The organism is Aromatoleum toluclasticum ATCC 700605, from assembly GCF_000378245.1.
Lineage (GTDB): Bacteria > Pseudomonadota > Gammaproteobacteria > Burkholderiales > Rhodocyclaceae > Aromatoleum > Aromatoleum toluclasticum.
This window is the reverse complement of sequence record NZ_KB899492.1, coordinates 159,976-182,284: the sequence shown is the minus strand read 5'-3', so window position 1 is coordinate 182,284 and position 22,309 is coordinate 159,976. Positions and strand designations below refer to the sequence as shown.

General features: G+C 68.0%; 25 protein-coding genes. 14 read left to right on the top strand and 11 right to left on the bottom strand.

Going from position 1 to position 22,309, the window contains the following annotated elements:
• The first annotated feature begins 26 nt into the window (after positions 1–26).
• Complete coding sequence (locus F464_RS0103915) at positions 27–665, top strand: c-type cytochrome (protein WP_018988472.1); 639 nt, start codon at positions 27–29, stop codon at positions 663–665.
• A 27-nt stretch (positions 666–692) separates the two neighbouring features.
• On the opposite strand, the gene F464_RS27820 is transcribed toward F464_RS0103915, so the two are convergent.
• The 4 genes from F464_RS27820 to F464_RS0103895 form a co-directional block, all read right to left on the bottom strand.
• On the bottom strand, positions 693–1,466 hold the full coding sequence (locus F464_RS27820) for an N-acetylmuramoyl-L-alanine amidase (RefSeq protein WP_018988471.1): 774 nt from the start codon (positions 1,464–1,466) through the stop codon (positions 693–695).
• Positions 1,467–1,526: 60 nt separating this feature from the next.
• Entirely contained in the window at positions 1,527–2,552 is a 1,026-nt protein-coding gene (locus F464_RS0103905; RefSeq protein ID WP_018988470.1) for a threonine aldolase family protein, read from the bottom strand.
• Between the two features lie 5 nt (positions 2,553–2,557).
• Positions 2,558–3,796, bottom strand: a complete 1,239-nt coding sequence (sstT, locus tag F464_RS0103900) for a serine/threonine transporter SstT (RefSeq protein WP_018988469.1) — start codon at positions 3,794–3,796, stop codon at positions 2,558–2,560.
• Positions 3,797–3,873: 77 nt separating this feature from the next.
• Positions 3,874–5,253: an L-serine ammonia-lyase gene (locus F464_RS0103895; protein ID WP_018988468.1), complete on the bottom strand. Its 1,380-nt coding sequence runs from the start codon at positions 5,251–5,253 to the stop codon at positions 3,874–3,876.
• 140 nt (positions 5,254–5,393) lie between these two features.
• Here F464_RS0103895 and F464_RS0103890 point away from each other — a divergent pair, with 140 nt between their 5' ends.
• From F464_RS0103890 to F464_RS0103845, 10 genes are all read left to right on the top strand, one after another.
• Complete coding sequence (locus tag F464_RS0103890; protein WP_018988467.1) at positions 5,394–6,356, top strand: LysR substrate-binding domain-containing protein; 963 nt, start codon at positions 5,394–5,396, stop codon at positions 6,354–6,356.
• 395 nt (positions 6,357–6,751) lie between these two features.
• On the top strand, positions 6,752–7,006 hold the full coding sequence (locus F464_RS27815) for an STAS domain-containing protein (RefSeq protein WP_018988466.1): 255 nt from the start codon (positions 6,752–6,754) through the stop codon (positions 7,004–7,006).
• A complete protein-coding gene (locus F464_RS0103880; protein ID WP_018988465.1) occupies positions 7,003–8,334 on the top strand; it encodes a hypothetical protein in 1,332 nt (443 codons plus the stop codon). The genes F464_RS27815 and F464_RS0103880 overlap by 4 nt, the downstream gene beginning before the upstream one ends.
• Before the next feature lie 18 nt (positions 8,335–8,352).
• Positions 8,353–8,715, top strand: coding sequence for a response regulator (locus tag F464_RS0103875; RefSeq protein WP_018988464.1), 363 nt, complete (start codon positions 8,353–8,355; stop codon positions 8,713–8,715).
• Positions 8,716–8,726: 11 nt separating this feature from the next.
• A complete protein-coding gene (locus tag F464_RS0103870) occupies positions 8,727–9,107 on the top strand; it encodes a response regulator (protein WP_018988463.1) in 381 nt (126 codons plus the stop codon).
• On the top strand, positions 9,094–11,055 hold the full coding sequence (locus F464_RS0103865; RefSeq protein WP_018988462.1) for a chemotaxis protein CheA: 1,962 nt from the start codon (positions 9,094–9,096) through the stop codon (positions 11,053–11,055). The genes F464_RS0103870 and F464_RS0103865 overlap by 14 nt, the downstream gene beginning before the upstream one ends.
• A gap of 31 nt (positions 11,056–11,086) precedes the next feature.
• Positions 11,087–11,581 carry a chemotaxis protein CheW gene (locus tag F464_RS0103860; protein WP_018988461.1) on the top strand — a complete coding sequence of 165 codons (495 nt, stop codon included), beginning with the start codon at positions 11,087–11,089 and terminating at the stop codon, positions 11,579–11,581.
• A gap of 34 nt (positions 11,582–11,615) precedes the next feature.
• Positions 11,616–13,292, top strand: a complete 1,677-nt coding sequence (locus F464_RS31875; RefSeq protein WP_018988460.1) for a methyl-accepting chemotaxis protein — start codon at positions 11,616–11,618, stop codon at positions 13,290–13,292.
• Between the two features lie 71 nt (positions 13,293–13,363).
• Positions 13,364–13,999 carry a chemoreceptor glutamine deamidase CheD gene (gene cheD, locus F464_RS0103850; protein WP_018988459.1) on the top strand — a complete coding sequence of 212 codons (636 nt, stop codon included), beginning with the start codon at positions 13,364–13,366 and terminating at the stop codon, positions 13,997–13,999.
• A complete protein-coding gene (locus F464_RS0103845; protein WP_018988458.1) occupies positions 13,999–15,060 on the top strand; it encodes a protein-glutamate methylesterase/protein-glutamine glutaminase in 1,062 nt (353 codons plus the stop codon). The genes cheD and F464_RS0103845 overlap by 1 nt, the downstream gene beginning before the upstream one ends.
• Positions 15,061–15,206: 146 nt before the next feature.
• On the opposite strand, the gene F464_RS0103840 is transcribed toward F464_RS0103845, so the two are convergent.
• Entirely contained in the window at positions 15,207–16,013 is an 807-nt protein-coding gene (locus tag F464_RS0103840) for an IclR family transcriptional regulator (protein ID WP_051092245.1), read from the bottom strand.
• Positions 16,014–16,219: 206 nt separating this feature from the next.
• On the opposite strand from F464_RS0103840, the gene F464_RS0103835 reads away from it, so the two are divergent.
• Positions 16,220–17,896 carry an FAD-dependent oxidoreductase gene (locus tag F464_RS0103835; RefSeq protein ID WP_026295720.1) on the top strand — a complete coding sequence of 559 codons (1,677 nt, stop codon included), beginning with the start codon at positions 16,220–16,222 and terminating at the stop codon, positions 17,894–17,896.
• 24 nt (positions 17,897–17,920) lie between these two features.
• Here the strand turns inward: F464_RS0103835 and F464_RS0103830 are convergent, their stop codons facing one another.
• From F464_RS0103830 to F464_RS0103805, 6 genes are all read right to left on the bottom strand, one after another.
• Entirely contained in the window at positions 17,921–18,262 is a 342-nt protein-coding gene (locus tag F464_RS0103830) for a DUF1840 domain-containing protein (protein WP_018988455.1), read from the bottom strand.
• Positions 18,263–18,273: 11 nt separating this feature from the next.
• On the bottom strand, positions 18,274–18,831 hold the full coding sequence (locus F464_RS0103825) for a hypoxanthine-guanine phosphoribosyltransferase (RefSeq protein ID WP_018988454.1): 558 nt from the start codon (positions 18,829–18,831) through the stop codon (positions 18,274–18,276).
• A gap of 116 nt (positions 18,832–18,947) precedes the next feature.
• The gene (locus tag F464_RS27810) at positions 18,948–19,265 is read right to left on the bottom strand and encodes a YqjK-like family protein (RefSeq protein WP_018988453.1); all 318 of its coding nucleotides are present in this window, start codon (positions 19,263–19,265) and stop codon (positions 18,948–18,950) included.
• Positions 19,262–19,645: a phage holin family protein gene (locus tag F464_RS0103815; RefSeq protein WP_018988452.1), complete on the bottom strand. Its 384-nt coding sequence runs from the start codon at positions 19,643–19,645 to the stop codon at positions 19,262–19,264. The genes F464_RS27810 and F464_RS0103815 overlap by 4 nt, the downstream gene beginning before the upstream one ends.
• Before the next feature lie 4 nt (positions 19,646–19,649).
• Positions 19,650–19,961 (bottom strand): DUF883 family protein, encoded by a 312-nt coding sequence (locus F464_RS0103810; protein WP_018988451.1) that lies wholly within the window; start codon positions 19,959–19,961, stop codon positions 19,650–19,652.
• 226 nt (positions 19,962–20,187) lie between these two features.
• Positions 20,188–20,970, bottom strand: coding sequence for an exodeoxyribonuclease III (locus tag F464_RS0103805; RefSeq protein WP_018988450.1), 783 nt, complete (start codon positions 20,968–20,970; stop codon positions 20,188–20,190).
• Between the two features lie 32 nt (positions 20,971–21,002).
• Here F464_RS0103805 and pyrE point away from each other — a divergent pair, with 32 nt between their 5' ends.
• Both pyrE and F464_RS0103795 read left to right on the top strand, forming a co-directional pair.
• Positions 21,003–21,650: an orotate phosphoribosyltransferase gene (gene pyrE / locus F464_RS0103800; RefSeq protein ID WP_026295719.1), complete on the top strand. Its 648-nt coding sequence runs from the start codon at positions 21,003–21,005 to the stop codon at positions 21,648–21,650.
• Entirely contained in the window at positions 21,628–22,257 is a 630-nt protein-coding gene (locus F464_RS0103795) for a hypothetical protein (RefSeq protein WP_018988448.1), read from the top strand. Before pyrE ends, F464_RS0103795 begins: the two co-directional genes overlap by 23 nt.
• Positions 22,258–22,309: the final 52 nt, after the last annotated feature.

The following is a 22,309-nucleotide window of genomic DNA, read 5'->3' as shown; positions in this document are numbered from 1 at the left end:
CGCCACGCTCCCCGGGGGAAATGAACATGATCCGGAGCCGTCTGGCTCTCGTCACGGCGCTGCTGGTCTGCGCCGGCAGCGGTACGGCATTTGCCGGCAACGAGGCGGTGATGCAGTTGATCGGCAAGGCCGCAGCCGATCAGGCTACGCGCACAGCCCTCGTGCGCGAAGGCGACGCGGCCGCCTTCTTCTGCAAGAACTGTCACGGCGACAAGGGCATCGCCCGCTATCCCGAGGTGCCCAACCTCGCCGGCCAGAATCCTGCGTACATCCTCAGCCAGATCGACGCCTTCCTGTCCGGCAAGCGTCGCAACGAATTCATGCAGGGGCTGATGAAGGTCCTGGGCGACCGCGAAAAGGCGGCTATCGCGCTGTTCTATGCGAACCTGCCGGCGACGCCGTCCGTCGCCCCGCCGCCGCCCGCGGCGACCGCCGGTGCGGGCCACTACAAGCGCCTGTGCGTGTCCTGCCACCAGGCGGACGGATATGGCACGGAGACCTTCGCCCGCATCGCCGGCCAGCAGCCGACCTACCTGCGGCTGAATCTCAAGCGCTACCTCGCGCGCAGCGGCGAGCGCACCAATGCCGAGATGAGCACCGCTGTCGGCCAGCTTGGCGAGGCGAACATCGAGTCCGTCGTGCAGTACCTGGCAAGCCTGAAGTAGGCGTCATCCGGCAGCGCGGAACGGCCCTCAGTCCGTCCTCGGCGCCGCCGCAATGCCGCCGGCCGTGACGCAGGCGGCGACGCCGGTGGCGATCTCGTCGGCCATGCGTTGCTGGCGTTCCGGGTCGCGCAGCAGCAGTTCTTCGTCGCGGTGCTTGATCACCCCAGCCTCGAACAGTACCGCGGGCTGATGGGCACCGTAGAGCACGACGAGGTTGTCGTAGTAGTGCACCGCGTGCTGCGCATCGGCGTATTCGCGCCGGCGTGCGTTCTTGTCGGTCGGCATGAAACCGGAGCGCTGCAGCCGTGCGCCGATCGCCGATGCGCACATCAGGCTGGCCGCAACATCCGGATTGCGGCGCGATACGAAGAGCGAATGCCCGGCCCACCGGTCGCTGAAGTCGAGCGCTTGTCCCTGCCATTCCCAGGGAGTGAGGTACCGTTCGCTGACCGAGTCGTGGTGGATGGAGATCAGGAAGACCGCCTGCGCGGCGCGTTCGGGCCGCGCCTGCAGGGATTCGATGCGGCCGTCGGCGTTGATCAGTTCGGCGCGCAGACCGAGCCGTTCGAGGGCCGCGACGAGGCGCCCGGCGAGTTCGCGATTGAAGTCGAACTCGCTGCGTCCGCGCGCGCTGATGGCGCCGGGGGCGGCGAGGGTGTGGCCGACGTCCACGGCAATGGCCGGGATCTGTTGTGCCTGTGCGGGGCCGGGCGAGGCTAGCGCCAGAGCCACGGCGCCGACGGCGCGCCACGGCGACCGGCATTCGGGGGCGCGCCGCGATGCCGTCGCCAGGGGGTTCATCGGTGAGTCGCTCGCTTACGCTCGCACAGGGGCGGAATCATCGCACGCGGGTGGCCCGACTCAGGCAGAGAGCCTGCTCACGTCGGCGAGCAGCGCGTCCACGCTCGCCGGCTTGGTGTCCCAGCCGCACATGAAGCGCGCGCCACCGGCGCCGATGAAGGTGTAAAAGCGCCAGCCGCATTCGCGCAGCCCGGCGAGCACGACTTCGGGGAGTTCGCAGAACACGCCGTTGGCTTCGACGGGAAACAGCAGCTTCGCGCCCGGCACCTGCTGCAATCCGGCGGCGAGGCGCTGCGCCATCGCATTGGCGTGGCGTGCGTGGCGCAGCCAGGCGCCGTCTTCCAGCACGCCCAGCCAGGGGGCGGACAGGAAACGCATCTTGGAGGCGAGCTGTCCGGCCTGCTTGCAGCGCCAGGCGAAGTCCTCGGACAGGCGGCGGTCGAAGAACACCACCGCCTCGCCGACCGGCAGGCCCATCTTGGTGCCGCCGAAGCACAGCACGTCCACCCCGGCGCGCCAGGTAATGTCGGCCGGCGCCACATCCAGGGTGGCCAGCGCATTGGCGAAGCGTGCCCCGTCCATATGGACGCGCAGGCCGTTGCTGCGTGCGCAGGCAGCGATCGCCGCCACCTCGTCCGGCCGATAGACGGTGCCGACCTCGGTGCTCTGCGTGAGCGTCACGACGCGCGGCTTGGGGTAGTGGATGTCGTTGCGGCGCGAGATCACTTCCTGCACCGCTGCGGGCGTGAGCTTGCCGTTCTCGCCGCTCGCCGGCAGCAGCTTCGAGCCGTTGGAAAAGAACTCCGGGCCGCCGCACTCGTCCGTCTGGACGTGGGCCAGTTCGTGGCACACCACGCTGTGGTAGCTCTGGCACAGCGAGGCGAGCGCGAGCGAGTTGGCGGCGGTGCCGTTGAAGACGAAATAGACGTCGCAGTCCGTGTCGAACAGCGCGCGCAGGCGATCGGAGACCCTGCGCGTCCATTCGTCTTCGCCGTAAGCGCCAGCGTGACCGACGTTGGCGGCGGTGAAAGCGGCCATCGCCTCGGGGCAGATGCCGGCATAGTTGTCGCTGGCAAAGTGTTGCATGGCGGTCAGGAACGCTCGAGGTTCAACGGTTCGCCGCTCGCTGCGGCGCACGCGGTGGCGGTGAGCAGGACGTCGGTGGAGGAGTTCAGGGCCGTCTCGGCCGAATCCTGCACCACGCTGATGACGAAGCCGATGGCAACGACCTGCATCGCGATGTCGGTCGAGATGCCGAACAGGCTGGTGGCCATCGGGATCAGCAGCAGCGAACCGCCCGCGACGCCCGACACTCCGGCCGCGGCGAACGAGGACACGATGCACAGCAGCAGCGCGGTCGGGATGTCCACGTTGATGCCGAGGGTGTGGGTGGCGGCAAGCGTCATCACCGAGATCGTGATCGCAGCGCCGGCCATGTTGATCGTGGCACCCAGCGGGATGGAGATCGAATAGGTGTCCTCGTGCAGGCCCATGCGCTTGCACAGTTCCAGGTTAACCGGGATGTTGGCCGCCGAGCTGCGGGTGAAGAAGGCCGTCACCGCGCTTTCTCGCAGGCAGGTGAACACCAGCGGATACGGGTTGCCGCGGATCTTCCAGAACACGATCAGCGGGTTCATGACCAGTGCGACGAACAGCATGCAGCCGACGATGACCATCAGCAGGCGGCCGTAGCCGAGCAGCGCGTCGAGTCCCGAGTCGCCCAGCGTGGCAGCGACGAGGCCGAAGATGCCCAGCGGAGCGAAGCGGATCACGACGTGCACGATCGACGAAACTGCGTCGGACAGATCGTTCAGCATGGTTCGCGTGGCCGGACTGGCGTGGCGCAGGACCATGCCGAGCGCGATCGCCCAGGCCAGGATGCCGATGAAGTTGGCTTCCATCAAGGCCTTGACCGGATTGGTGACCGCGCTCAGAAGCAGGTTCTTGAGCACGATCAGGATACCGCCCGGCGGGGTGCCGGCGACCTCGGGCGCGTTGAGCACCAGCGTGGTGGGAAAGGCAAAGCTGGCGACGACAGCCACCACGGCTGCAACCAGCGTGCCGATCACATAGAGCATCAGGACAGGGCGGATGTGCGTGGGCTGGCCGTGCTTGTGGCTCGCGATGGCGGCGGTCACCAGCACGAAGACCAGGACCGGTGCGACCGACTTGAGTGCAGCGATGAAGATGTCGCCGAGCAGGGCGACCGACTTCGTCGCCCCGGGCGCGACCATGGCCAGGGCAATGCCCAGGACCAGGCCGATCGCGATCTGCGCGATCAGGCTCATGCGCGTCATGCGCTGGAAAAAGGTGGGTGAAGCAGAGGTCATTGTTGTCTCCTCGTGGGGAATTTCTTTGCGGGATGGGCGCCCTTTTGGGGCGGAAGTGGAGCGCGGGTGTGGTGCGCTCAGCATTCGGGGAAACTCACGGCGAGGCCGCCGCGGGAAGTCTCCTTGTACTTGTCGAGCATGTCGCGGCCGGTGTCGCGCATGGTGAGGATGACCTGGTCGAGCGAGATCGCGTGCGCGCCGTCGCCGCGCAATGCGAGTTGGGCCGCGTTGATCGCCTTGATCGAGGCCATCGCGTTGCGCTCGATGCAGGGTACCTGCACGAGGCCTCCGACCGGGTCGCAGGTGAGTCCGAGATTGTGTTCGAGGCCGATTTCGGCCGCATTTTCGACCTGCTCGGGCGTGCCGCCGAGCACTTCGGTCAGCCCCGCCGCAGCCATCGCGCAGGCGGAACCCACCTCGCCCTGGCAGCCGACTTCGGCGCCGGAGATCGAGGCGTTCTTCTTGCAGAGCACGCCGACCGCCGCCGCGGCGAGAAGGAAACTGTCCGCGTCGCGCGCACTGCTGCCGGGCATGAATTCCATGTAATAGTTCAGCACGGCCGGAATTATGCCAGCGGCGCCGTTGGTCGGCGCGGTAACGACGCGGCCGCCGCCGGCGTTTTCCTCATTCACCGCGAGTGCGTACAGATTCACCCAGTCGAGCGCGGCCATCGTATCGCTGATCAGGTTGCGTCCGGTTGCCCGCTCGCTGAGCTTGTGGTGCAGGGCAGACGCGCGGCGGCGCACCTTCAGCCCGCCTGGCAGCAAGCCCTCCTGTGTGGTGCCGCGGCCAATGCAGCCGAGCATCACGTCCCAGATGCGCTGCAACGCGGCGCGCGTTTCCGCCTCGCTGCGCCAGGCGCTTTCGTTGGCGAGCATCAGCTCGCTGATGCGCAGCCCGTGGCGCCGGCACTGTGCGAGCATCTCGGCACCGGTTTCGAAGGGGTAGGGCAAGGCGAGTTCGGCCTCGGCCGCGCTCCCCGCCTGTGCCTGCGTCTCGTTCACGACAAAGCCGCCGCCGACCGAGTAATAGGTGTTCTCGTACACCACGCCCTCGTCGCCATGGGCGGCGAGGCGCATCGCATTGGGGTGGTAAGGCAGGCTCACCGGCAGCATGCGCAGGTCGCGCTCCCAGTCGAAGGGTACCGTCACCGTGCCGCCGAGCGGGAGCCTGCCTTCACTGCGCACACGGTCGACCGCGGAAACGACGAAATCGGGATCGACCGTGTCCGGCCTCTCGCCCATCAGCCCCGCGACCACCGCGCGGTCCGTGCCATGGCCGATGCCGGTCGCCGACAGCGAACCGTACAGCTTCACCTCGACGCGGTGCACCCGCTCCATAAGCCCTTGCTGTCGCAGGACGGCGACGAAATCGCAGGCTGCGCGCATCGGCCCGACCGTGTGCGAGCTGGAAGGCCCGATACCGATCTTGAACAAATCGAGGACGCTGATGGACATGGAGGCTCCGGATGAAAGACAGGTGTTGATTTAATCCAGCTAATAGCGAAAATACTTATAGCGGCATCAATGCATTTTCATGTGGCAAGGAAGGCCGCTCAATCGATAGTTTTTCACCGATGATTCAGTAAAACTAAACCATGGCTTCCGCCGCGCCGTCGCAGGTCCATACCCGGCTGAGAGTATTCCTCGCTGCCGCACGCCATCTCTCCTTCACCCGTGCAGGCGAGGAGTTGCACATCACCACGGGTGCCGTGAGCCAGCAGATCAAACTGCTGGAAGACTGGCTGGGGCAGCGCCTGTTCCGCCGCCTGCCGCGGCGTCTCGAACTCACGGATGCGGGCAGTCGCCTGCTCGCGGCGGTCGATCCGGCCTATGCGGCCGTGGACCTGGCCATCGGCCGCCTGCGCGGCGGCGCGCTCAGCGGCGTGGTGCGCGTGCGCGCGCTGCCGTCCTTCCTTGCCACCTGGCTGGTGCCGCGGCTCCCCGGACTGATGCAACGCTTTCCGCAGATCGAGTTGAAGGTGGAAGCCGAAGACAGCACCTATTCGCTGCGCGACGGCGAGTTCGACCTCGCCATCGACCTCAACGACGGCACCTACCCCGGGTTCCAGAGCACGGTGCTGCTCGAGGAAGAGATCTTCCCGGTGTGCTCGCCGCTGCTGCTGCAGGGGCGCCCGCCGCTCGATTCGCCCGACGCGCTGGATCACTACCCGCTCCTGCACGACATGACGGCATGGCGCGGCAGTCAGCCCTATGCCGAATGGGAGCGCTACCTGAAGGCGATCGGCGCTCCGCAGGTCGAGGTGCGCCGCGGTTACATGTTCAACCGCAACCACATCACGATGCAGTGCGCGATCGCCGGCATGGGGGTGGCGATTGCGCGCCGCACGCTGATCACGGACGAACTCGACAGCGGGCGGCTGGTGGCACCGTTCCGGCAGAGCGTGCGCACCGGCAAGCGCTACTGCCTGGTCTACTCCGCGGGTGCGCTCGCCGACCCGCGCGTGGCCACCGTCCATGACTGGATCGCGCACGAGGCGCGCGGGGCGGATGTCGACGCACGGTCGGCGCCGCATCCCGGTCCCGGTATGGATGATTGAGGCCAGGCGGCGCGCCTGTAGGCGTGGCCTTGAGTTCCGTGGCCGGTGTGTCCGCTTATCGCGGTTCATCCCCACGCACGTGGGGGAATGCCTATCTTGCTCCCGGTGAGCAGGCTCTCACCATGACCATGATTTCATTATGGGATTTGCCGCCCGCGTTGTGACGGGATTGACTCGCTCCGCCGGTGTCAACAGGCTCGCCTCGAAAGGTGACGAGAAGCCATTTCCGGACGACAAACGGCAGCGCCCGAGGTCGCCGCGAAGGATAGACTGTTACAAATTTTTGCGGCCCTCTCTTGCGGCCCTTTTCGCGCTGCTGCACAACTACGGATGTCGTAAGACAGATGTTTCGGATCTCGTCACACGAAGACCAAGAACTTTCGCTGTTCTGTCCGATGGAATCGAGCATATCCGACGCGGGTGAGCTCTGCGCCCTCATCGGCGACGTTCTCGAGCGGCAACCGCGGGCGGTGAATGTGGATGCGTCCGGGCTCGTGCGCGTCGATACCGCTGTGCTGCAGGCTTTTGTGGTCCTTGCCCGCGAGTTGGGCAGGCGCGGGGTACCGCTGCGCTGGCAGGGCTGCTCGGGCGAACTGGCCCAGGCGGCGGACCTGCTGGCACTGTCGGCGCTGCTGGGGATCGCGGCGTGAACCCGGTTGCCCTGGCCCTGCGCGATCACCGTGCCCGGGTGCCCCTGGTGGGGGCGGCGCTGCTCGCCCCCTGGCTGTGGTCCATCTTCCTCCTTCCTCTGTGGGCGATCGCCGTGTCGCTGCTGCTCACGTTGGCGGCCGCCGTGTTCATACTCGTGCGCATCCTGCCGCCCGCCCGGGACGAGCGGGCCGCCGACGACGGGGGATGCGATGCGGCGGAGCGGCTGCGGAAGGCGCGCCGTCGCGACGCGGAGCAGCGTGACCTGATGCACCAGACCATCTTCACGCTGCACACGCACGTCCATCGCTGGGTGAACACATCCGAGCACTCCCAGGGCGACCTCAGGCGCGTCCAGACTGAGGTGGGGCAGGTTCTCAAGCACGTCGAATCGGCGATCGTCCAGATCGGCGAAAGCTTTAGCGCCATCATGAACAAGACGGCCGCGCAGACCGAATGCGCGATGAAGCTGCTGCGGTCCGAGGACGGCGATCAGGCCGCCAAGAACGGCGCGTGGTTGTCCCTGCCCGACTACATCCACGCCTACGAGAGTCAGTTGAGCTCGGTGACGGAGCGCATGATCGAGTTTGCTGCGGTGACCGGCGCCTTCGAAGAGCACCAGCGCAAGATGCGTGAGCACACGGTGACCGTGGACGACCTGCTGGACGAGCTGCGCGCAATGGCCAAGCAGACCGGCAAGCTCGCCCTTGAGTCGTCCATGCTGGCGGGCAGTGCGGCCAATCACCGCCATCTCGTCACCCTCACCGACACCATCCGCTCGATCAGCGAAAAGGCCCACGAGACCACCCGCAGCATCCGCCTCAACCTCGACGCGATCCGCGAGCAACTCGTCGAAAGCCACAAGACGATGCGCACGGCCTCCGAGATCGGTGCGCGCGCCGCAACCCAGGCAAAGGTCGACGTCGCCCAGCTCAATCTCGCCATGATGGACAAGACCGCCGAGGTGAAGGACGCGGTCGAGCACATCAACCTGATCGGCAACGACGTCCAGGTCGAGATCAACCGGATCATCGTCGCCATGCAGTTCCAGGACATCACCCAGCAGAAGCTCGAGCGCCTGCACCAGCCCGTGCTCAGCCGGGTGATCGAGGACCTGCGCGTGATTGCGGACGAGTCGACGCGGCTCAAGGGAGAGGCGGGCTATTGGCTGAACTCGTCCGTCAAGGCGGACGCGCCCTTCCAGCTTGTCCGTGGCGGCGTCAGCGTGCCGCTCGAGTTGCGCGAGGCGGCCGTCATCGCGGCGGACGAACCCCATCCCGTGCCGAGCCCGGTCGTGCCCAAGGACGGCGGCTCGGTGGAACTGTTCTAACGCGAGAGGCCTGCTCCGATGGCACACGTTCTTACCGTCGATGACTCGATCACCATGCGCCAGATGGTGCGCTTCACCCTCGCCAGCGCCGGCCATCAGGTCGACGAGGCGGGGAATGCCGACGAGGCGCTCGAGCGGGCGCGCGTCCGGCGCTTCGATCTGGTGGTCGCCGACGTGAACATGCCGGGACGCAGCGGCATCGAGCTGGTAAAGGCGTTGCGCGAGCTGCCGGGCTACAAGTTCACCCCCATCCTGATGCTCACCACCGAATCGGATGCGGCGCTCAAGCAGGCCGGCAAGGCCGCCGGCGCCACCGGTTGGCTGGTGAAGCCCTTCGATCCCGACACTCTGATCTCGGTGTTGCGGCGGGTGCTGGACTAGGAGCCGCGGCGATGGCGAGGATACTGGTCGTGGACGACGTGGGGTCGATGCGTCAGATCGTCCGCACGGTGCTCGAAAGCGGGCGCCATCGGGTGCTCGATGCCTGCTCGGCCGAGGAGGCCCTCGATCTGGCGAAGGTGACCCGGGTGCACCTCGTGCTCACCGACATCAACATGCCGGGCATGGGTGGCCTGGAACTCATCCCGCAGCTGCGTGCGCTGCGCACCTACCGCAACACGCCGATCATGATCCTGGCCAAGGGCAGCGCCGACGAGAACCTCGAACAGGCGATGAAGCGGGGCGCGTCGGGCTGGGTCGAGAAACCGTTCACGCCGGAAGGCCTTCTCGGAGCGGTCAATCAGGTGCTGGTCGACTTCTATGTCAACCATTGACCTGACGCAGTTCAACGCCGTCTTCTTCGCAGAAAGTGCCGAGGGTCTGTGCGTCATGGAGGACGCCCTGCTGCACATCGAGCAGGGCAGCCGGGAGCCGGAGCGGCTGAACGAGATCTTCCGCGCGGTGCACTCGATCAAGGGCACCGCCGGCAGCCTCGGCTTCGACGCCGTCGCCGGCTTCGCGCACGAGGTGGAGACCCTGCTCGACGAGGTCCGCAGGGGGCGGCACGAGCCCGATGCGGAGATGATCGACGCCGTGCTGGCCTCGGTCGATTGCCTGCGCGCCCTGCTGCGCGCAGCCGAGAACGGTACCGCCCCCGACGCGGCACGCGCCGACGCGCTGCGCGAGCGGCTGCTGGGCTGGCTGCGCGAGGCGCCCCCGGCGCCCGCCGTGGTGATGACGTCCGCACCCGTGCAAGCGGGGGACAAGTGCTTTCGCATCGCGTTCCGCCCCCATCGCGACTTCTTCCACAGCGGCAACGACCCCTTGCGCCTCGTTCGTGCGCTGGCCGCCCTCGGCGCAGTGGAGGTTCAGGTCGACGCCGCGGCCGTGCCCGAGTTCGCCGCCTTCGACCCGGAGCAGTGCTACCTGGCGTGGGAGCTGGCGCTCAGCACCGACGCCGCGCGCGCGGAGATCGAGGACATTCTCGACTGGGTGAGCACGTGCTGTGAGGTGTGCATCGACGAGCTTGCCCCGATGGGGTGCGACGCTGGCGCGCCGGCCCCGCCATCGGCCAGCGCGCCGCAAGCCGGCGACGAGCCCGAGCCGGTGACCGCCGTGCGTACCGGCAGCCTGCACGTGAGCGCCGAGAAGGCCGACGAGCTGGTGGACCTGGTCGGTGAGCTGGTCATCACCCAAACCATGCTCAAGCAGCTGACAGCCGGCTTCGACATGGGCCGCCTCGCGCGCCTGAAGGCGGCCGTGAGCCAGCTAGAGCGCAACACCCGCGAACTCCAGCGCGGCGTGATGGGCATCCGCATGCTGCCGGTGAGCTTCGCCTTCGGCCGCTTCGCGCGCCTGGTCCGGGACGTCTCCCAGCAACTGGGCAAACAGGTCCGCCTGCAGATCTCCGGCGAGCAGAGCGAGCTCGACAAGACGGTGATCGAGCGGCTCATCGATCCGCTCACCCATCTCGTGCGCAACGCCCTCGACCACGGCATCGAGCCGCCGGCCGAACGGACGCGCGCGGGCAAGCCCGCCACCGCCGTGCTCACGCTCCACGCCGAGCACGTGAGCGGGAACATCGAGATCGAGGTGCGCGACGATGGACGCGGCATCGATCGGGACAAGGTGCGCGCGAACGCGATCGACCATGGGCTGATCGGTGCCGACGAGGAGTTTGATGGCGAGCGGGCCACGCAGTTCATCTTCCTGCCCGGCTTCAGCACCGCCGACGCGGTGAGCGACCTGTCGGGGCGCGGCGTGGGCCTGGACGTGGTCCGGCGCAACATCGACGAGCTGGGCGGGAGCCTGCGGGTGGAATCCACCCCCGGCGCGGGCACTGCCTTCATCATCCGCCTGCCGCTGACCCTGGCGATCGTCGACGGCATGTCGGTCGCCGTGGGCCATGAAACCTACATCGTGCCGATGCGCTTCATCGTCGAATGCCTGACCCCCCGCGAGGGCGAGGTGAGGACGATCGCGGGGCACGGCCGGGTCGTGGACGTGCGCGGCGACTACGTGCCAGTGGCCGGTGCCGACCCCATCCGTGGCCGTCCGTGCACCGACGCCGCCGGACCGGCGCTGTTGTTGCTGCTCGAGGCCGACGGGCGCAGGGTCGCCCTGCCGGTGGACGGCCTGCTGGGCCAGAACCAGGTGGTGATCAAGAGCCTGGAGACCCATTACCGCAAGTTCGAATACTTCGCCGGGGCGACCATCCTCGGCGATGGCCGTGTGGCACTGATCCTGGACGTCAATGCCCTGGTGCGCTCCGCCATGCGATGAGCGGCAATCCCGTTCGAGGAGACCTGAGTCGATGAACTATCCGGTAGCCGCCGCCGAGGCGGTGCGGCGCGAATTCCTGACCTTCACCCTGGGCAAGGAGGAGTATGGCATCGACATTCTCCGGGTCCAGGAGATTCGCGGCTACGACACCGTGACCGAGATCGCGCATACGCCGCCCTTCATCAAGGGGGTGATCAACCTGCGCGGCCAGATCGTGCCGATCGTCGACCTGCGCATCAAGTTCGGCCTGCCCCATCCGCCCTACGGGGCCACGACCATCGTGATCATCCTGCGCCTTGCCGGCCGCCTGGTCGGCATCGTGGTGGACGGCGTGTCCGACGTGGTGGCGCTCGCCGCCGAGCTGATCCGGCCTGCGCCGAGCTTCAGCTCGGCGGTGGACACGGACTACATCTTCGGTCTCGGCACGGAAGGCGAGCGCATGTTGATTCTGGTGGACATCGAACGGCTGATGTCGAGCAGCGACATGGCGCTCATGGACGAGGTGGCCGGCGAGGCCGGGCAGTGAGCGGGATCCCATCATTGGCAGGAGCACAGCAAGCATGAAGTTCACCCGGTTGAAGATAAAAACCCAGATCTGGCTGGTGGCCTTCCTGGCCGGTGCCGGCGTCGCGCTGCTGGTGGCGCTTCAGGTCTGGCAGGTCGCCTCGCTGCGCGGGTTGGTTGATCGCGCCAACGGCAGCGTGGACGTCCAGCGCACGCTCGTCCAGTGGCAGGGGCTGGTGACCGCCAACGGCGCGCGCGCAATCGCGCTCGCGCACAGCGGCGACGCGACGCTCACCGCCCGGCTGGCGGTGGCGGCCAAGGACGCGAACGACGAGATCGCCGCGATCCAGGCGCGCATCGAGGCGCTGCCCCTGACCGGTGAGCATCGGCGACTGCTTGCCGAGGTCGGCCATGCGCGCACCGCTTACGATGCCGCGCGCGACGCCGTGGCGGGGTTCCGCCCGCGGGGCGATCGCGCGGCGCTGGGGGAACTGCGCCAGCGGGTCGCGACGACGGCCCTGGCCTACGAGGAGGCGGTGCGCGCCTTCGGCGCGGGCTACGTCGAAAGCCTGGATGCCGCTGCCGGCGACGCCGGGCTCACCGTCGACCGCCAACTGGTCGCGCTCGCCGTCCTCACGCTCCTCTTCGAGGCCTTCGCGGCGATCTTCGCCTACCTGCTCGCGCGCTCGATCACCCGCCCGATCGCAGAGGCGGTGCACCTGGCGAACAGGGTGGCCGACGGCGATCTCACCGGCAACATCGAGGTCACCACCCAGGACGAGGTGGGCATGCTGCTCGCCGCGCTCAAGCGCATGAACGAGAACCTCAAGACCATCGTGCGCGAGGTGCGCGGCGGGACCGAAACCATTTCCACCGCATCGGAGGAGATCGCTTCGGGCAACACCGACCTCTCCCAACGCACCGAGGAGCAGGCGTCGAGCCTCGAGCAGACGGCGGCGAGCATCGCCGAGTTCGTCACCACCGCCAAGGGCAACGCGGAAAACGCCGAGCTCGCCAACGGGCTCGCGGCCAACGCCTCGGCCGTGGCCACCCGCGGTGGCGCGATGGTCGATCGGGTGGTGGAGACCATGGGCTCGATCGACGCCAGCTCGAAGAAGATCGTCGACATCATCGCCGTCATCGACGGCATCGCCTTCCAGACCAACATTCTGGCCCTGAATGCGGCGGTCGAGGCGGCCCGCGCCGGCGAGCAGGGTCGTGGCTTCGCGGTGGTGGCCGGCGAGGTGCGCAATCTCGCCAAGCTCTGCGCCGAGGCGGCCAAGGAGATCAAGACCCTGATCGGCGACTCGGTGGAAAAGGTCGCGGCCGGCAACGTGATGGTGGATGCGGCCGGGAAGACCATGCTGGAAGTGCTCACCGGCATCCAGCAGGTGGTCCAGATCATGGACGAGATCGCGGTCGCCTCCAAACACCAGCTGGCCGGGATGGAGCAGATGAATCAGGCGATGAGCCAGATGGACAAGGTCACCCAGCAGAACGCCGCCCTGGTGGAGGAGTCGGCTGCGGCGGGTGAATCCTTGCAGGACCAGGCCTTGCGCCTCGCCGAGATGGTGCGCCGCTTCAAGCTCGACGATGGCAGCGATCGCGCCGCCGAGCCCGGTGCGTGGCGCGCGCCGGACTGGAGCCCTGCGGCGGAGCGGCGGGCCCCGCACATGCCGGTCGGGCGGCTGGCGATGGCGGGCGCCGGCGGCGAGGACTGGAAGGAGTTCTAGGCACCATGCAATCCGCCCGTCCGGTTCGGCCCGCCGCGGGCGGGCGGCCCGTCCCCGGTGGCGAGTGAGGGATGTCGATGGCCCCGGGCACCGGTTTTGCCGAACCGCAGCGCGGAGCGCTCGCCTCGGACGCTGCCGATCTGTACCTGGATCGCGAGTTCAACCGTCTCGCGGCCAAGATCGGCCCGGGCGGCTATTACGTTTCGGGTCGTGATCTGGCGGTCGTCACGGTGCTGGGTTCGTGTGTGTCGGCCTGTATCTACGATCCCGTCGCGCGCATCGGCGGCATGAACCACTTCATGCTGCCCGAATGCGGCGGCGACCCCGGACGGCAGCTGAGCCCGTCGGCGCGCTACGGCGCCTATGCCATGGAGGTCCTGATCAACCGCCTGCTGGGCCTCGGCGCCGAGCGATATCGCCTGCTCGCCAAGGTGTTCGGCGGCGCGCGCGTCCTTCAGGGGGTGACCGACATCGGCCGGCGCAACGCCGCGTTCGCACTCGCCTACCTGCGGCGCGAGCGTATCGCCGTGGTCGCCAGCGATCTGGGGGGCGTGCTGCCGCGCAAGCTGTATTTCTTCACCCAGACCGGGCGCGTGCTGCTGAAGGAGCTGCGCAGCGCCGACCAGGAGACCGTCATCGCACGCGAGGATCGCCACGCCCGGCGCCTGGGCGTGTCGCGGATGGGCGGCGAAGTGGATCTGTTCTGATGAAGACCGCCGCGCCGATCGACGTGCTGGTGGTTGACGACTCTGCGGTGATGCGCGGAATGCTGGCCGAGATCATCAATGCGCAGGCCGATCTGCGCGTCGTTGGCGCAGCCGGCGATCCCTACGTCGCGCGCGAAAAGATCAAGGCGCTGAATCCGCGCGTGCTGACGCTGGACGTGACGATGCCACGCATGGACGGCATCACCTTCCTCGAGAAACTGATGTGCCTGCGCCCGATGCCGGTGATCATGGTGTCCTCGCTGGTCAAGGAGCACGCGGACGTGACCTTGCGGGCCCTAGAGCTCGGCGCGGTGGACTTCGTCACCAAGCCGGCCGGCCACGACGCCCTGGCGCTCGCCGCCTTCGGCGAGGAGGTTGCGGACAAGATCCGCGCCGCTGCGTGCGCGCGGCTGCGCCTGCCGCCCGGGCGGCGCGCCGAGGTGGCCGCCGGCTTGACCGGCCGCATCCCCGGCGTGCGGACCAAGGGCCGGCTGATCGTCATCGGCGCCTCCACCGGGGGCGTCGACGCGGTGCGGGATGTGCTGGTGCACATGCCGGCCGACGCCCCTCCCATCCTCGTCGTGCAGCACATGCCGGAACTCTTCACCGCCATGTTCGCCGAGCGCATGGACGAAATCTGCCGGATCCGCGTCAAGGAAGCGCAGGACGGGGAGCGCGCCCTGCCCGGACACGCCTACATCGCCCCCGGCCATTCGCACATGCTGGTCGAGCGCGCCGGCGCGGGCTACGTGATCCGGCTGAGCCAGGCCGATCCGGTCAATCGCCATCGCCCGTCGGTGGACGTGCTCTTCCACGCGGCGGCTGCCAGTGCCGGCCGCGATGCGGTCGGGGTCATCCTCACGGGTATGGGTGCGGACGGCGCCGAGGGCATCCGTGCGCTCAAGCGCGCCGGGGCCTGCAACTTCGCCCAGAGCGAGGCGTCGTGCGTGGTGTTCGGCATGCCAAAGGCGGCCATTGCCACCGGCAGTGTCGACAGCATCGCGGCACCGGCGGGCATCGCCCAGCATCTGCTAACGCTGCTGCGCGAGCCTGCTTCCTGAACCGCCCGAAACTCCGTCGGGCGGGCCGTCCGATCGGTCGGCGCGCGCTTGTCGCCGCGCCCCCGGGCGGTCGGCCGCAGTTCCGATTCCGCCACTGAGCCGGGGCTGCACCTCGCCCGGATGCCGCTCCGGCCCGCCTTCCTTGATCAGCCCGTCTTCCCCAGCCGCGCCGAAATCGCCTCCGCGCACGTGCGCAGTTTCCTCGCGATCGATCCGTTCCAGTCGGGGTCGAAGCTGCTGCTGGGGCCCATGGCGGTGATCGCCAGCGCGAGATGGCCGGTGTGGTCGAAGACCGGGGCGGTGAAGGCGTTGATGCCGGGGATCGGCTTGCCGAGGGCGCGGGCGAGGCGCTCGCGGCGGATCTCGGCGAACTCGGACTCGAGCTGTTCGCGCGTGAGGGCCTGACGGGCGAATTCGTCCGCGATGAGGGCGGTCGTCATGCGCGCCGGCAGGAAGGCGGCGAAGGTGCGGCCGGTGGCCGAGTTGAGGAGGTCCATCACGGTGCCGACACGCATGTTCACATGCACCTGGCGGCTGCATTCCTCGATGCTGACGATGGTCGGCCCCTGGTTGCCCCAGACGGCGATCGCGACGTTCTGCTGGATCTCGTCGGACAGCCGCGCCGCTTCGGGGGCGGCGACGCGCAGCGGGTTGAGGCCGTGCAGCGCCGTCAGGCCCATTTGCAGCGCGAAGGCGCCCAAGCCGTAGCGGCCGGTGAGCGGATCCTGCTCGATCAGGCCGAGCTTGCCGAAGCTGACGAGGTAGGGGTGGGCCTTGGCCGGCGGCATGCCCGCTTCGCGCGCCAGATCTTTGAGGATCATTGGTGCGCCCTCGCGCACCAGCGCCTGCAGCAGCGCGCCGCCGACTTCGATCGACTGGATGCCGCGGCGGTCGTTGCCCCGTTCGCCGGGACGCTCGGCACCGAGATCGTGGTTCAAGGTCTTATCTCCCATGGGGCGCAAATCTTGGCCGTTGTACGGCGTACCGGACGCGGCAGGAATTCAATGGTAGCGAATGCATTGACGATCAACAAATTGCGGGCTGGCATGAAACCGCATCATCATGCGACATGCACAGCGCCGGCCGGGCCGAACGGCGGCTGGTGATGCGCCTGATGGAAGGCGGCGTCGGCAAGTACGACAGGAAGGAGGAGGCACCCGTGCTGAGCACCTACCAGTACCCGAAGTTCGAATACCGGCGCCCGTCGGAGCTCGCCGCGGGGCGAGCGGGGAGCGAGGGGCGCTATCCGGTCGTGGTCGTCGGCGCCGGGCCGGTCGGCCTGACCGCGGCGATCGACCTGGCGATCCATGGCGTGCCCGTCGTGCTGCTCGACAACGACGACACGGTATCGATCGGCTCGCGCGGCGTGTGCTACGCGAAGCGCACGCTGGAAGTGCTGGACCGCCTCGGCTGCGCCGAGGAGATGGTGCAGAAGGGCGTGTCGTGGAACGTCGGCCGCACCTTCTTCCGCGAGGAGGAAGTGTTCAACTTCAACCTGTGCCCCGAGCCCGACCATCACCGCCCGGGCATGATCAACCTGCAGCAGTACTACCTCGAGGAATACCTCGTGCGCCGCGCGCAGTCGCTGCCGAACATCGACCTGCGCTGGAAGAACAACGTGATCGCGGTCACCGACCACGGCGAGCGCGTCGCGCTGCGCGTCGAGACGGCCGACGGGGTGTATTCGATCGACACCGGCTGGGTGGTGGTCGCCGACGGTTCGAGGAGCCCGATCCGCCACATGATGGGGCTGGACATCGAGGGCAGGATCTTCATGGACCGCTTCCTGATCGCCGACGTCGTGATGAAGGCGGACTACCCCACCGAGCGCTGGTTCTGGTTCGACCCGCCCTTCCACCCGAACCAGTCGGTGCTGCTGCACCGTCAGGCCGACAACGTGTGGCGCATCGACTTCCAGCTTGGCTGGAACGTCGATCCGGAGGAGGAAAAGAAGCCCGAGAAGGTGATCCCGCGCATCAAGGCAATGCTCGGCGACGACAGGGAGTTCGAACTGGAATGGGTCAGCGTGTACACCTTCCAGTGCCGCCGCATGCACGAATTCCGCCACGGGCGATTGCTGTTCACGGGTGACGCCGCGCACCAGGTCTCGCCCTTCGGCGCGCGCGGCGCGAACTCCGGCATCCAGGACACCGACAACCTCGTGTGGAAGCTCGGGCTGGTGCTGGACGGCAAGGCGCCCGAGCGCCTGCTCGACACCTATTCCGGGGAGCGCGTCGCCGCGGCCGACGAGAATCTCATGAACTCGACGCGCTCGACCGATTTCATCACCCCCAAGAGTGCGACCAGCCGGACCTTCCGCAATGCCGTGCTGGGGCTGGCGAAGGACTACCCGTTCGCGCGTGCGCTGGTGAATTCGGGACGTCTGTCGGTGCCGAGCTTCCTCGTCGAGTCGTCCCTCAACACGCCCGACGTGGAAGTCTTCGCCGGCAACATGGTGCCCGGCGCGCCGATGGACGACGCGCCGATCGAAACGGCGAGCGGCGAGCAATGGCTGCTGCAGGCTGCCGGCAACCGCTTCCGGCTGCTGTACGGCACGCCCGATGCGGGCGACGTCGATGCCGCGACGGCCGATGCCTTCGCCGCGCTCGCGGAGGGCACGATTCCCGTCGAAGTGCTGGTCGTCGCCGAACGTGGCAAGGCGCCCGCGGGCGTGAAAACGCTGATCGACGCGAAAGGCCGCATCCGCGAACGCTACGACCTCAAGCCCGGCACGAGCTACCTGATCCGCCCCGACCAGCATGTCGCTGCGCGCTGGCGCAGCTTCGACCTCGCGAAGGTGCGCGCCGCGCTCGCCCGCGCCACCTGCAACGCCTGAAGGAGCGCACGCCGCGCAGTGCGTTTACACGCCCCACACCACCGGCACGCCGTCCTTCTGCGACAGCTGCAGCAGATCCAGCAGCGGCCATGCGCGCTGCGCGAGACTCACCGGCGCGGCCATGCCGTGGCGCTCGGGATCGGGGTCGTCCTCGTCCTCGTCCTCGTCCTGCGGGTGGCCGGCCTGGCGCGCCTTGTCCTCGTCGATCGCCGCACGCAGGCGCGCGATCGCGTCTGGCAGCTGTTCGACGGTGACGATGCCCTTGCCGTCCTGCGGATCCTTGCCGAGGATCGCGACGAGCCGCTTCGCGATCTCGCCGAACATGATGACATCGGCGCCCGCGGCCGACTTGAAGGTGATCAGCATCGTCCTGTTCCTCAGAGTCCCTTCACCGCGTAGATGCCCGGCGCGTTGCGCCAGTAGCCCTTGTAATCCATGCCGCAGCCGAACAGGAAGCGGTCGGCGACGTCGAGCCCGGTGAAGTCCGCGCGCATGCCCGGATAGGCCTTGCGTTCGTGCACTTTGTGGGTGAGCACCGCCGAGCGCACTTCCGCGGCGCCTTCGCCCTTCAGGTATTCGAGGATCAAGTGCAGCGTGTGGCCCTCGTCGAGGATGTCGTCGAGCACCAGCACCGCGCGTCCGCGCAGGTCCTGCGTCGGTCGCATGCGCCAGTCGAGGTCTGCGCCCTTCAGCGCGTGGCCGTAGCGCGTGGCGTGCAGGTAAGCGAGCTCGAGCGGGAAGGGCAGGCGCGGCAGGATCTGTCCGGCCAGGATCATGCCGCCGTTCATCACCACGTAGACGAGCGGATTCTTGTCCGCCATCCGTGCGGTGATTTCCGCGGCCATGCGGTCCAGTGCCGCATTCACGGTCGCGCCGTCGGCCAGGCAGTCGGCCTCCTCGCGCACGCGGACGATTTCGTCCAGATCGACGGACATCGCGGATCTCCTGCGGTGTGATTGAATCCTGCAATTCTACCGGACCGCCGGGACAGGCGCTCCCACGATGCAGGCATGCGAGGTCCGGCCCGCACGCGCAGCGGACACGCCGGCCCTCAGGCCGCGAAGCGCCGCAGGAAGCCGATCAGGGGATCGAGGCCGCGCCCGAGCCGGCGGTAGAGCACCCATCCGAACCAGGCGCGGCGTGCCACGCGCAGTGCCAGGCGCGGCCGGAGGAGCACGATGGCGAACGCCAGTGCGGACAGCAGCGGCACATGGTCGCGCAGTCCGCGCGCCTGGTCGCGGGCGCGGTCGACGATATCGAGCACGGATTCGATGCGTTCGAAACCTGCGACGAGCGTTTCGCGTTGCCGCTCGGCGTCGAACTGCAGGCGCTGCTTCCGCAGTGCCAGTTCGACCTGTTGCGGGTTCATTCGCGTGGCCGCAGCGCCTCGCGGTCGCGCGCGAGTTCGCCCAGGCTCGCCGCGAACAGGCGGCTGCCGCGCTTCACTTCACGCGCCGCGTTGCGCGCCGTCAGCACCCCGCCCGCGAACAAGGCGACGGTGCCCAGCCCCAGCGCGAGCAGGCGGTGGTCGTCCCAGAACAGGACCGTCAGGAACACCGCCAGGAACACGACGCCGAAACCGAGAAACACCGCACTCAAGAGGGTGTTGAAGAGCAGCCCCGTGAGGCGCAGCTTTTCTTCCTGCGCCTCGACGGCGAGCAACTCCAGCCGCGTTTGGGCAGTCGCAAGGCCGGCCTCCAGGAAGCCACGCAGGCTGCCGGCAAGGGCCCGCTTATGCTCCTCGGCCACGGAGTCAGCGACGGCCCGACAGCAGTCCGAGCAGGAAGGCGACGCCGGCGGCGATTCCGACCGACTGCCACGGGTTCTTGTGCACGTAGTCGTCGGTGGCGTTGGCGACCTTCCTGGCCTGTTCGACCGCCGCAGCCTCCATGTCGGAAATGCGGTCCTTCGCGGCGACCACGCGGTCGCCGAGGCGGCCGCGGACTTCGCTCAGCCGGTCGCCGGCCTGTCCGGCGGTCAGCTTGAGCAACTCCTCGGCATCACTCAGTACGACCTTGAAGTCGGAAACGAGTTTTTCGCGGGAAACATCGGCGTTGTTGGACATTTTTCGTACCCCTGTCTGTGCTGGGAACTGTGGCGCGCGCGAGCGCACGAGGCACATTCAGGCTAGCCCCATTCCGGCGCGATGGCAAATGCTGAAAGCCTATCCTGCGTGACGTTTTCCGCCGGACGCGGTGCGTCCCGGGCGCTGGAGTCCCTTTACAGCGGCTTCGTGACGGGGGCGCGCAGCTTCGCCTTGGTGTCCTGCGGCGCGTCCGCGCGGGCGTTCTTCAGCCCGCCCAGTCGTAATCGACCGTGAGCGGCGCGTGGTCCGAAAAGCGCTGCTCCTTGAACACCCGCGCCTCGCGCGCCGTCGCGCCGATGCCCGGCGTCGCGAGCTGGTAGTCGAGGCGCCAGCCCACATTCTTCGCCCAGGCCTGGCCGCGGTTCGACCACCACGTGTAGCAGGCGTCGGTGGCGTCCGGATGCAGGCGGCGGTAGACGTCGACCCAGCCCTGTTCATCGAGCACGCGCGTCATCCACGCGCGCTCCTCGGGCAGGAAGCCGGAGTTCTTCTGGTTCGACTTCCAGTTCCTGAGATCGATTGCCTTGTGCGCGATGTTCCAGTCGCCGCAGATCACGACTTCGCGCCCGCTCGCGTGGAGTTGCGCCATGTGCGGCAGGAAGCGTTCCATGAAGCTGAACTTGATCTGCTGGCGCTCCTCGGAGCTCGATCCCGAGGGCAGGTACAGCGACACGACCGAGAGCTGCCCGAAATCGAGCTGCAGGAAGCGGCCCTCGGCGTCGATGTCGGCGATCCCCAGCCCTTCGACGACGCGGTCCGGCGTGCGCCGCGCGTACAGGCCGACGCCGCTGTAACCCTTTTTTTCGGCGTGGTGGAAGTAGCCGGTGTAGCCGGCCGGTGCGCGCATCGCGTCGCTGAGGTCGACGGCGTGCGCCTTCAGTTCCTGCAGGCAGACGACGTCCGCATCCTGCGCGCCGAGCCAGTCGAGGAAGCCCTTGGTGGTGGCCGAGCGGATGCCGTTGAGGTTTAGAGTGATGATGCGTAACATTCGGCCGGATAACCCAGAACTGGATGCAAAGCGTGGATTTTAGCCGGGATTTCATCGCGCTGGCCTGCGACAAGGGCGTGCTGCGATTCGGGTCGTTCGTGACCAAGGCGGGGCGCAATTCGCCGTATTTCTTCAACGCCGGGCTGTTCGACGACGGTAGTTCGTTCCGCGAGCTGTGCGGCTTCTACGCGCGCGCCATCGTCGCCGCGGGCGTGCCGTGCGACATGCTCTTCGGACCGGCCTACAAGGGCATTCCGCTGGTCGCGGGCGTCGCGATCCGCCTGGCCGAGCAGGGGGTGAGCCTGCCCTTCGCGTTCAACCGCAAGGAGGCCAAGGACCACGGCGAAGGCGGCACCCTCGTCGGTGCGCCGCTCAAGGGCCGCGTGCTGATCCTCGACGACGTGATTTCCGCCGGCACCTCGGTGCGCGAGTCGGTCGACATCATCCGCGGCGCGGGCGCCGAGCCGGCCGGTGTCGTCATCGCGCTCGACCGCATGGAGCGCGGCAAGGGCGAGAAGTCGGCGGTGCAGGAAGTGCGCGAGTCCTTCGGCATCCCCGTCGTTGCCGTCGCGACGCTCGAAGACCTGATCGGCTACCTGGGCGACAGTCCCGAGCTGGCCGCCAACCTCGTGGCCGTGCAGGCCTACCGGAACACCTATGGCATCGCGACGCAGTCCTGAACTCCTCGCCGCGCTCCTGCTCGGCCTGACGCTGGCGAACACGGCCGGCGCAAAGGTGTATTGCTGCGAGGATGGCGATGGCCGGCGCCAGTGCGGCGACGTGCTGCCGCAGGCCTGCTATGGCCGTGCGTACCGCGAGATGGGGGCGCAGGGCACGATCAAGCGCGAGGTGTCCGCGCCGCTGAGTGCGGACGAAATTGCCCGCCGCAAGGCCGTGGAGCAGCAGAAGAAGGACGAGGAGACCCGTCAGGTCAAGCAGCGCCGCGTCGACCAGGCCCTGCTGGAGACCTACGCGAGTGTCGACGACCTCGACCGCCGCCGCGAGCGCGACATCGGCGACATCGAGCGCAGCATCGAAGAGGCGCGCAAGCGCGACAAGGAGTTGCGCTCGAAGCGCCAGCGCTTCGAGAAGGAAGCCGAGTTCCACAAGGGGCGCGACCTGCCGCGCGATCTCGCAGCCAACCTGCGTTCGATCGACAGCGAGCTGGCGACGCAGGGCAGGCTGATGGAGGAGAGGACGCGAGAACTCGAAGCGACCCGTGCGCGTTTCGAGGCCGACCGCGCCCGATACATCGAACTGAGCGCCGCGGCCGCGAAGCAGCGCTGAACATGCGGCGGGCCGGCCCTCATCAGCCGGCCGTCGGCGGAAGGTCGGGAGT

Excerpts from the sequence above, each read along its gene's own strand:
- F464_RS0103840 (WP_051092245.1), bottom strand. The coding sequence starts at position 16,013 with ATGGGAGATAAGACCTTGAACCACGATCTCGGTGCCGAGCGTCCCGGC.
- F464_RS0103865 (WP_018988462.1), top strand. The coding sequence starts at position 9,094 with ATGTCAACCATTGACCTGACGCAGTTCAACGCCGTCTTCTTCGCAGAA.
- F464_RS0103870 (WP_018988463.1), top strand. The coding sequence starts at position 8,727 with ATGGCGAGGATACTGGTCGTGGACGACGTGGGGTCGATGCGTCAGATC.
- F464_RS27815 (WP_018988466.1), top strand. The coding sequence starts at position 6,752 with ATGGAATCGAGCATATCCGACGCGGGTGAGCTCTGCGCCCTCATCGGC.
- F464_RS27820 (WP_018988471.1), bottom strand. The coding sequence starts at position 1,466 with ATGAACCCCCTGGCGACGGCATCGCGGCGCGCCCCCGAATGCCGGTCG.
- F464_RS0103860 (WP_018988461.1), top strand. The coding sequence starts at position 11,087 with ATGAACTATCCGGTAGCCGCCGCCGAGGCGGTGCGGCGCGAATTCCTG.
- F464_RS0103875 (WP_018988464.1), top strand. The coding sequence starts at position 8,353 with ATGGCACACGTTCTTACCGTCGATGACTCGATCACCATGCGCCAGATG.
- F464_RS31875 (WP_018988460.1), top strand. The coding sequence starts at position 11,616 with ATGAAGTTCACCCGGTTGAAGATAAAAACCCAGATCTGGCTGGTGGCC.
- sstT (WP_018988469.1), bottom strand. The coding sequence starts at position 3,796 with ATGACCTCTGCTTCACCCACCTTTTTCCAGCGCATGACGCGCATGAGC.
- F464_RS0103810 (WP_018988451.1), bottom strand. The coding sequence starts at position 19,961 with ATGTCCAACAACGCCGATGTTTCCCGCGAAAAACTCGTTTCCGACTTC.
- F464_RS0103915 (WP_018988472.1), top strand. The coding sequence starts at position 27 with ATGATCCGGAGCCGTCTGGCTCTCGTCACGGCGCTGCTGGTCTGCGCC.
- F464_RS27810 (WP_018988453.1), bottom strand. The coding sequence starts at position 19,265 with ATGAACCCGCAACAGGTCGAACTGGCACTGCGGAAGCAGCGCCTGCAG.
- F464_RS0103890 (WP_018988467.1), top strand. The coding sequence starts at position 5,394 with ATGGCTTCCGCCGCGCCGTCGCAGGTCCATACCCGGCTGAGAGTATTC.
- F464_RS0103805 (WP_018988450.1), bottom strand. The coding sequence starts at position 20,970 with ATGTTACGCATCATCACTCTAAACCTCAACGGCATCCGCTCGGCCACC.
- F464_RS0103905 (WP_018988470.1), bottom strand. The coding sequence starts at position 2,552 with ATGCAACACTTTGCCAGCGACAACTATGCCGGCATCTGCCCCGAGGCG.
- F464_RS0103825 (WP_018988454.1), bottom strand. The coding sequence starts at position 18,831 with ATGTCCGTCGATCTGGACGAAATCGTCCGCGTGCGCGAGGAGGCCGAC.
- F464_RS0103895 (WP_018988468.1), bottom strand. The coding sequence starts at position 5,253 with ATGTCCATCAGCGTCCTCGATTTGTTCAAGATCGGTATCGGGCCTTCC.
- F464_RS0103830 (WP_018988455.1), bottom strand. The coding sequence starts at position 18,262 with ATGCTGATCACCTTCAAGTCGGCCGCGGGCGCCGATGTCATCATGTTC.
- F464_RS0103845 (WP_018988458.1), top strand. The coding sequence starts at position 13,999 with ATGAAGACCGCCGCGCCGATCGACGTGCTGGTGGTTGACGACTCTGCG.
- F464_RS0103795 (WP_018988448.1), top strand. The coding sequence starts at position 21,628 with ATGGCATCGCGACGCAGTCCTGAACTCCTCGCCGCGCTCCTGCTCGGC.
- cheD (WP_018988459.1), top strand. The coding sequence starts at position 13,364 with ATGTCGATGGCCCCGGGCACCGGTTTTGCCGAACCGCAGCGCGGAGCG.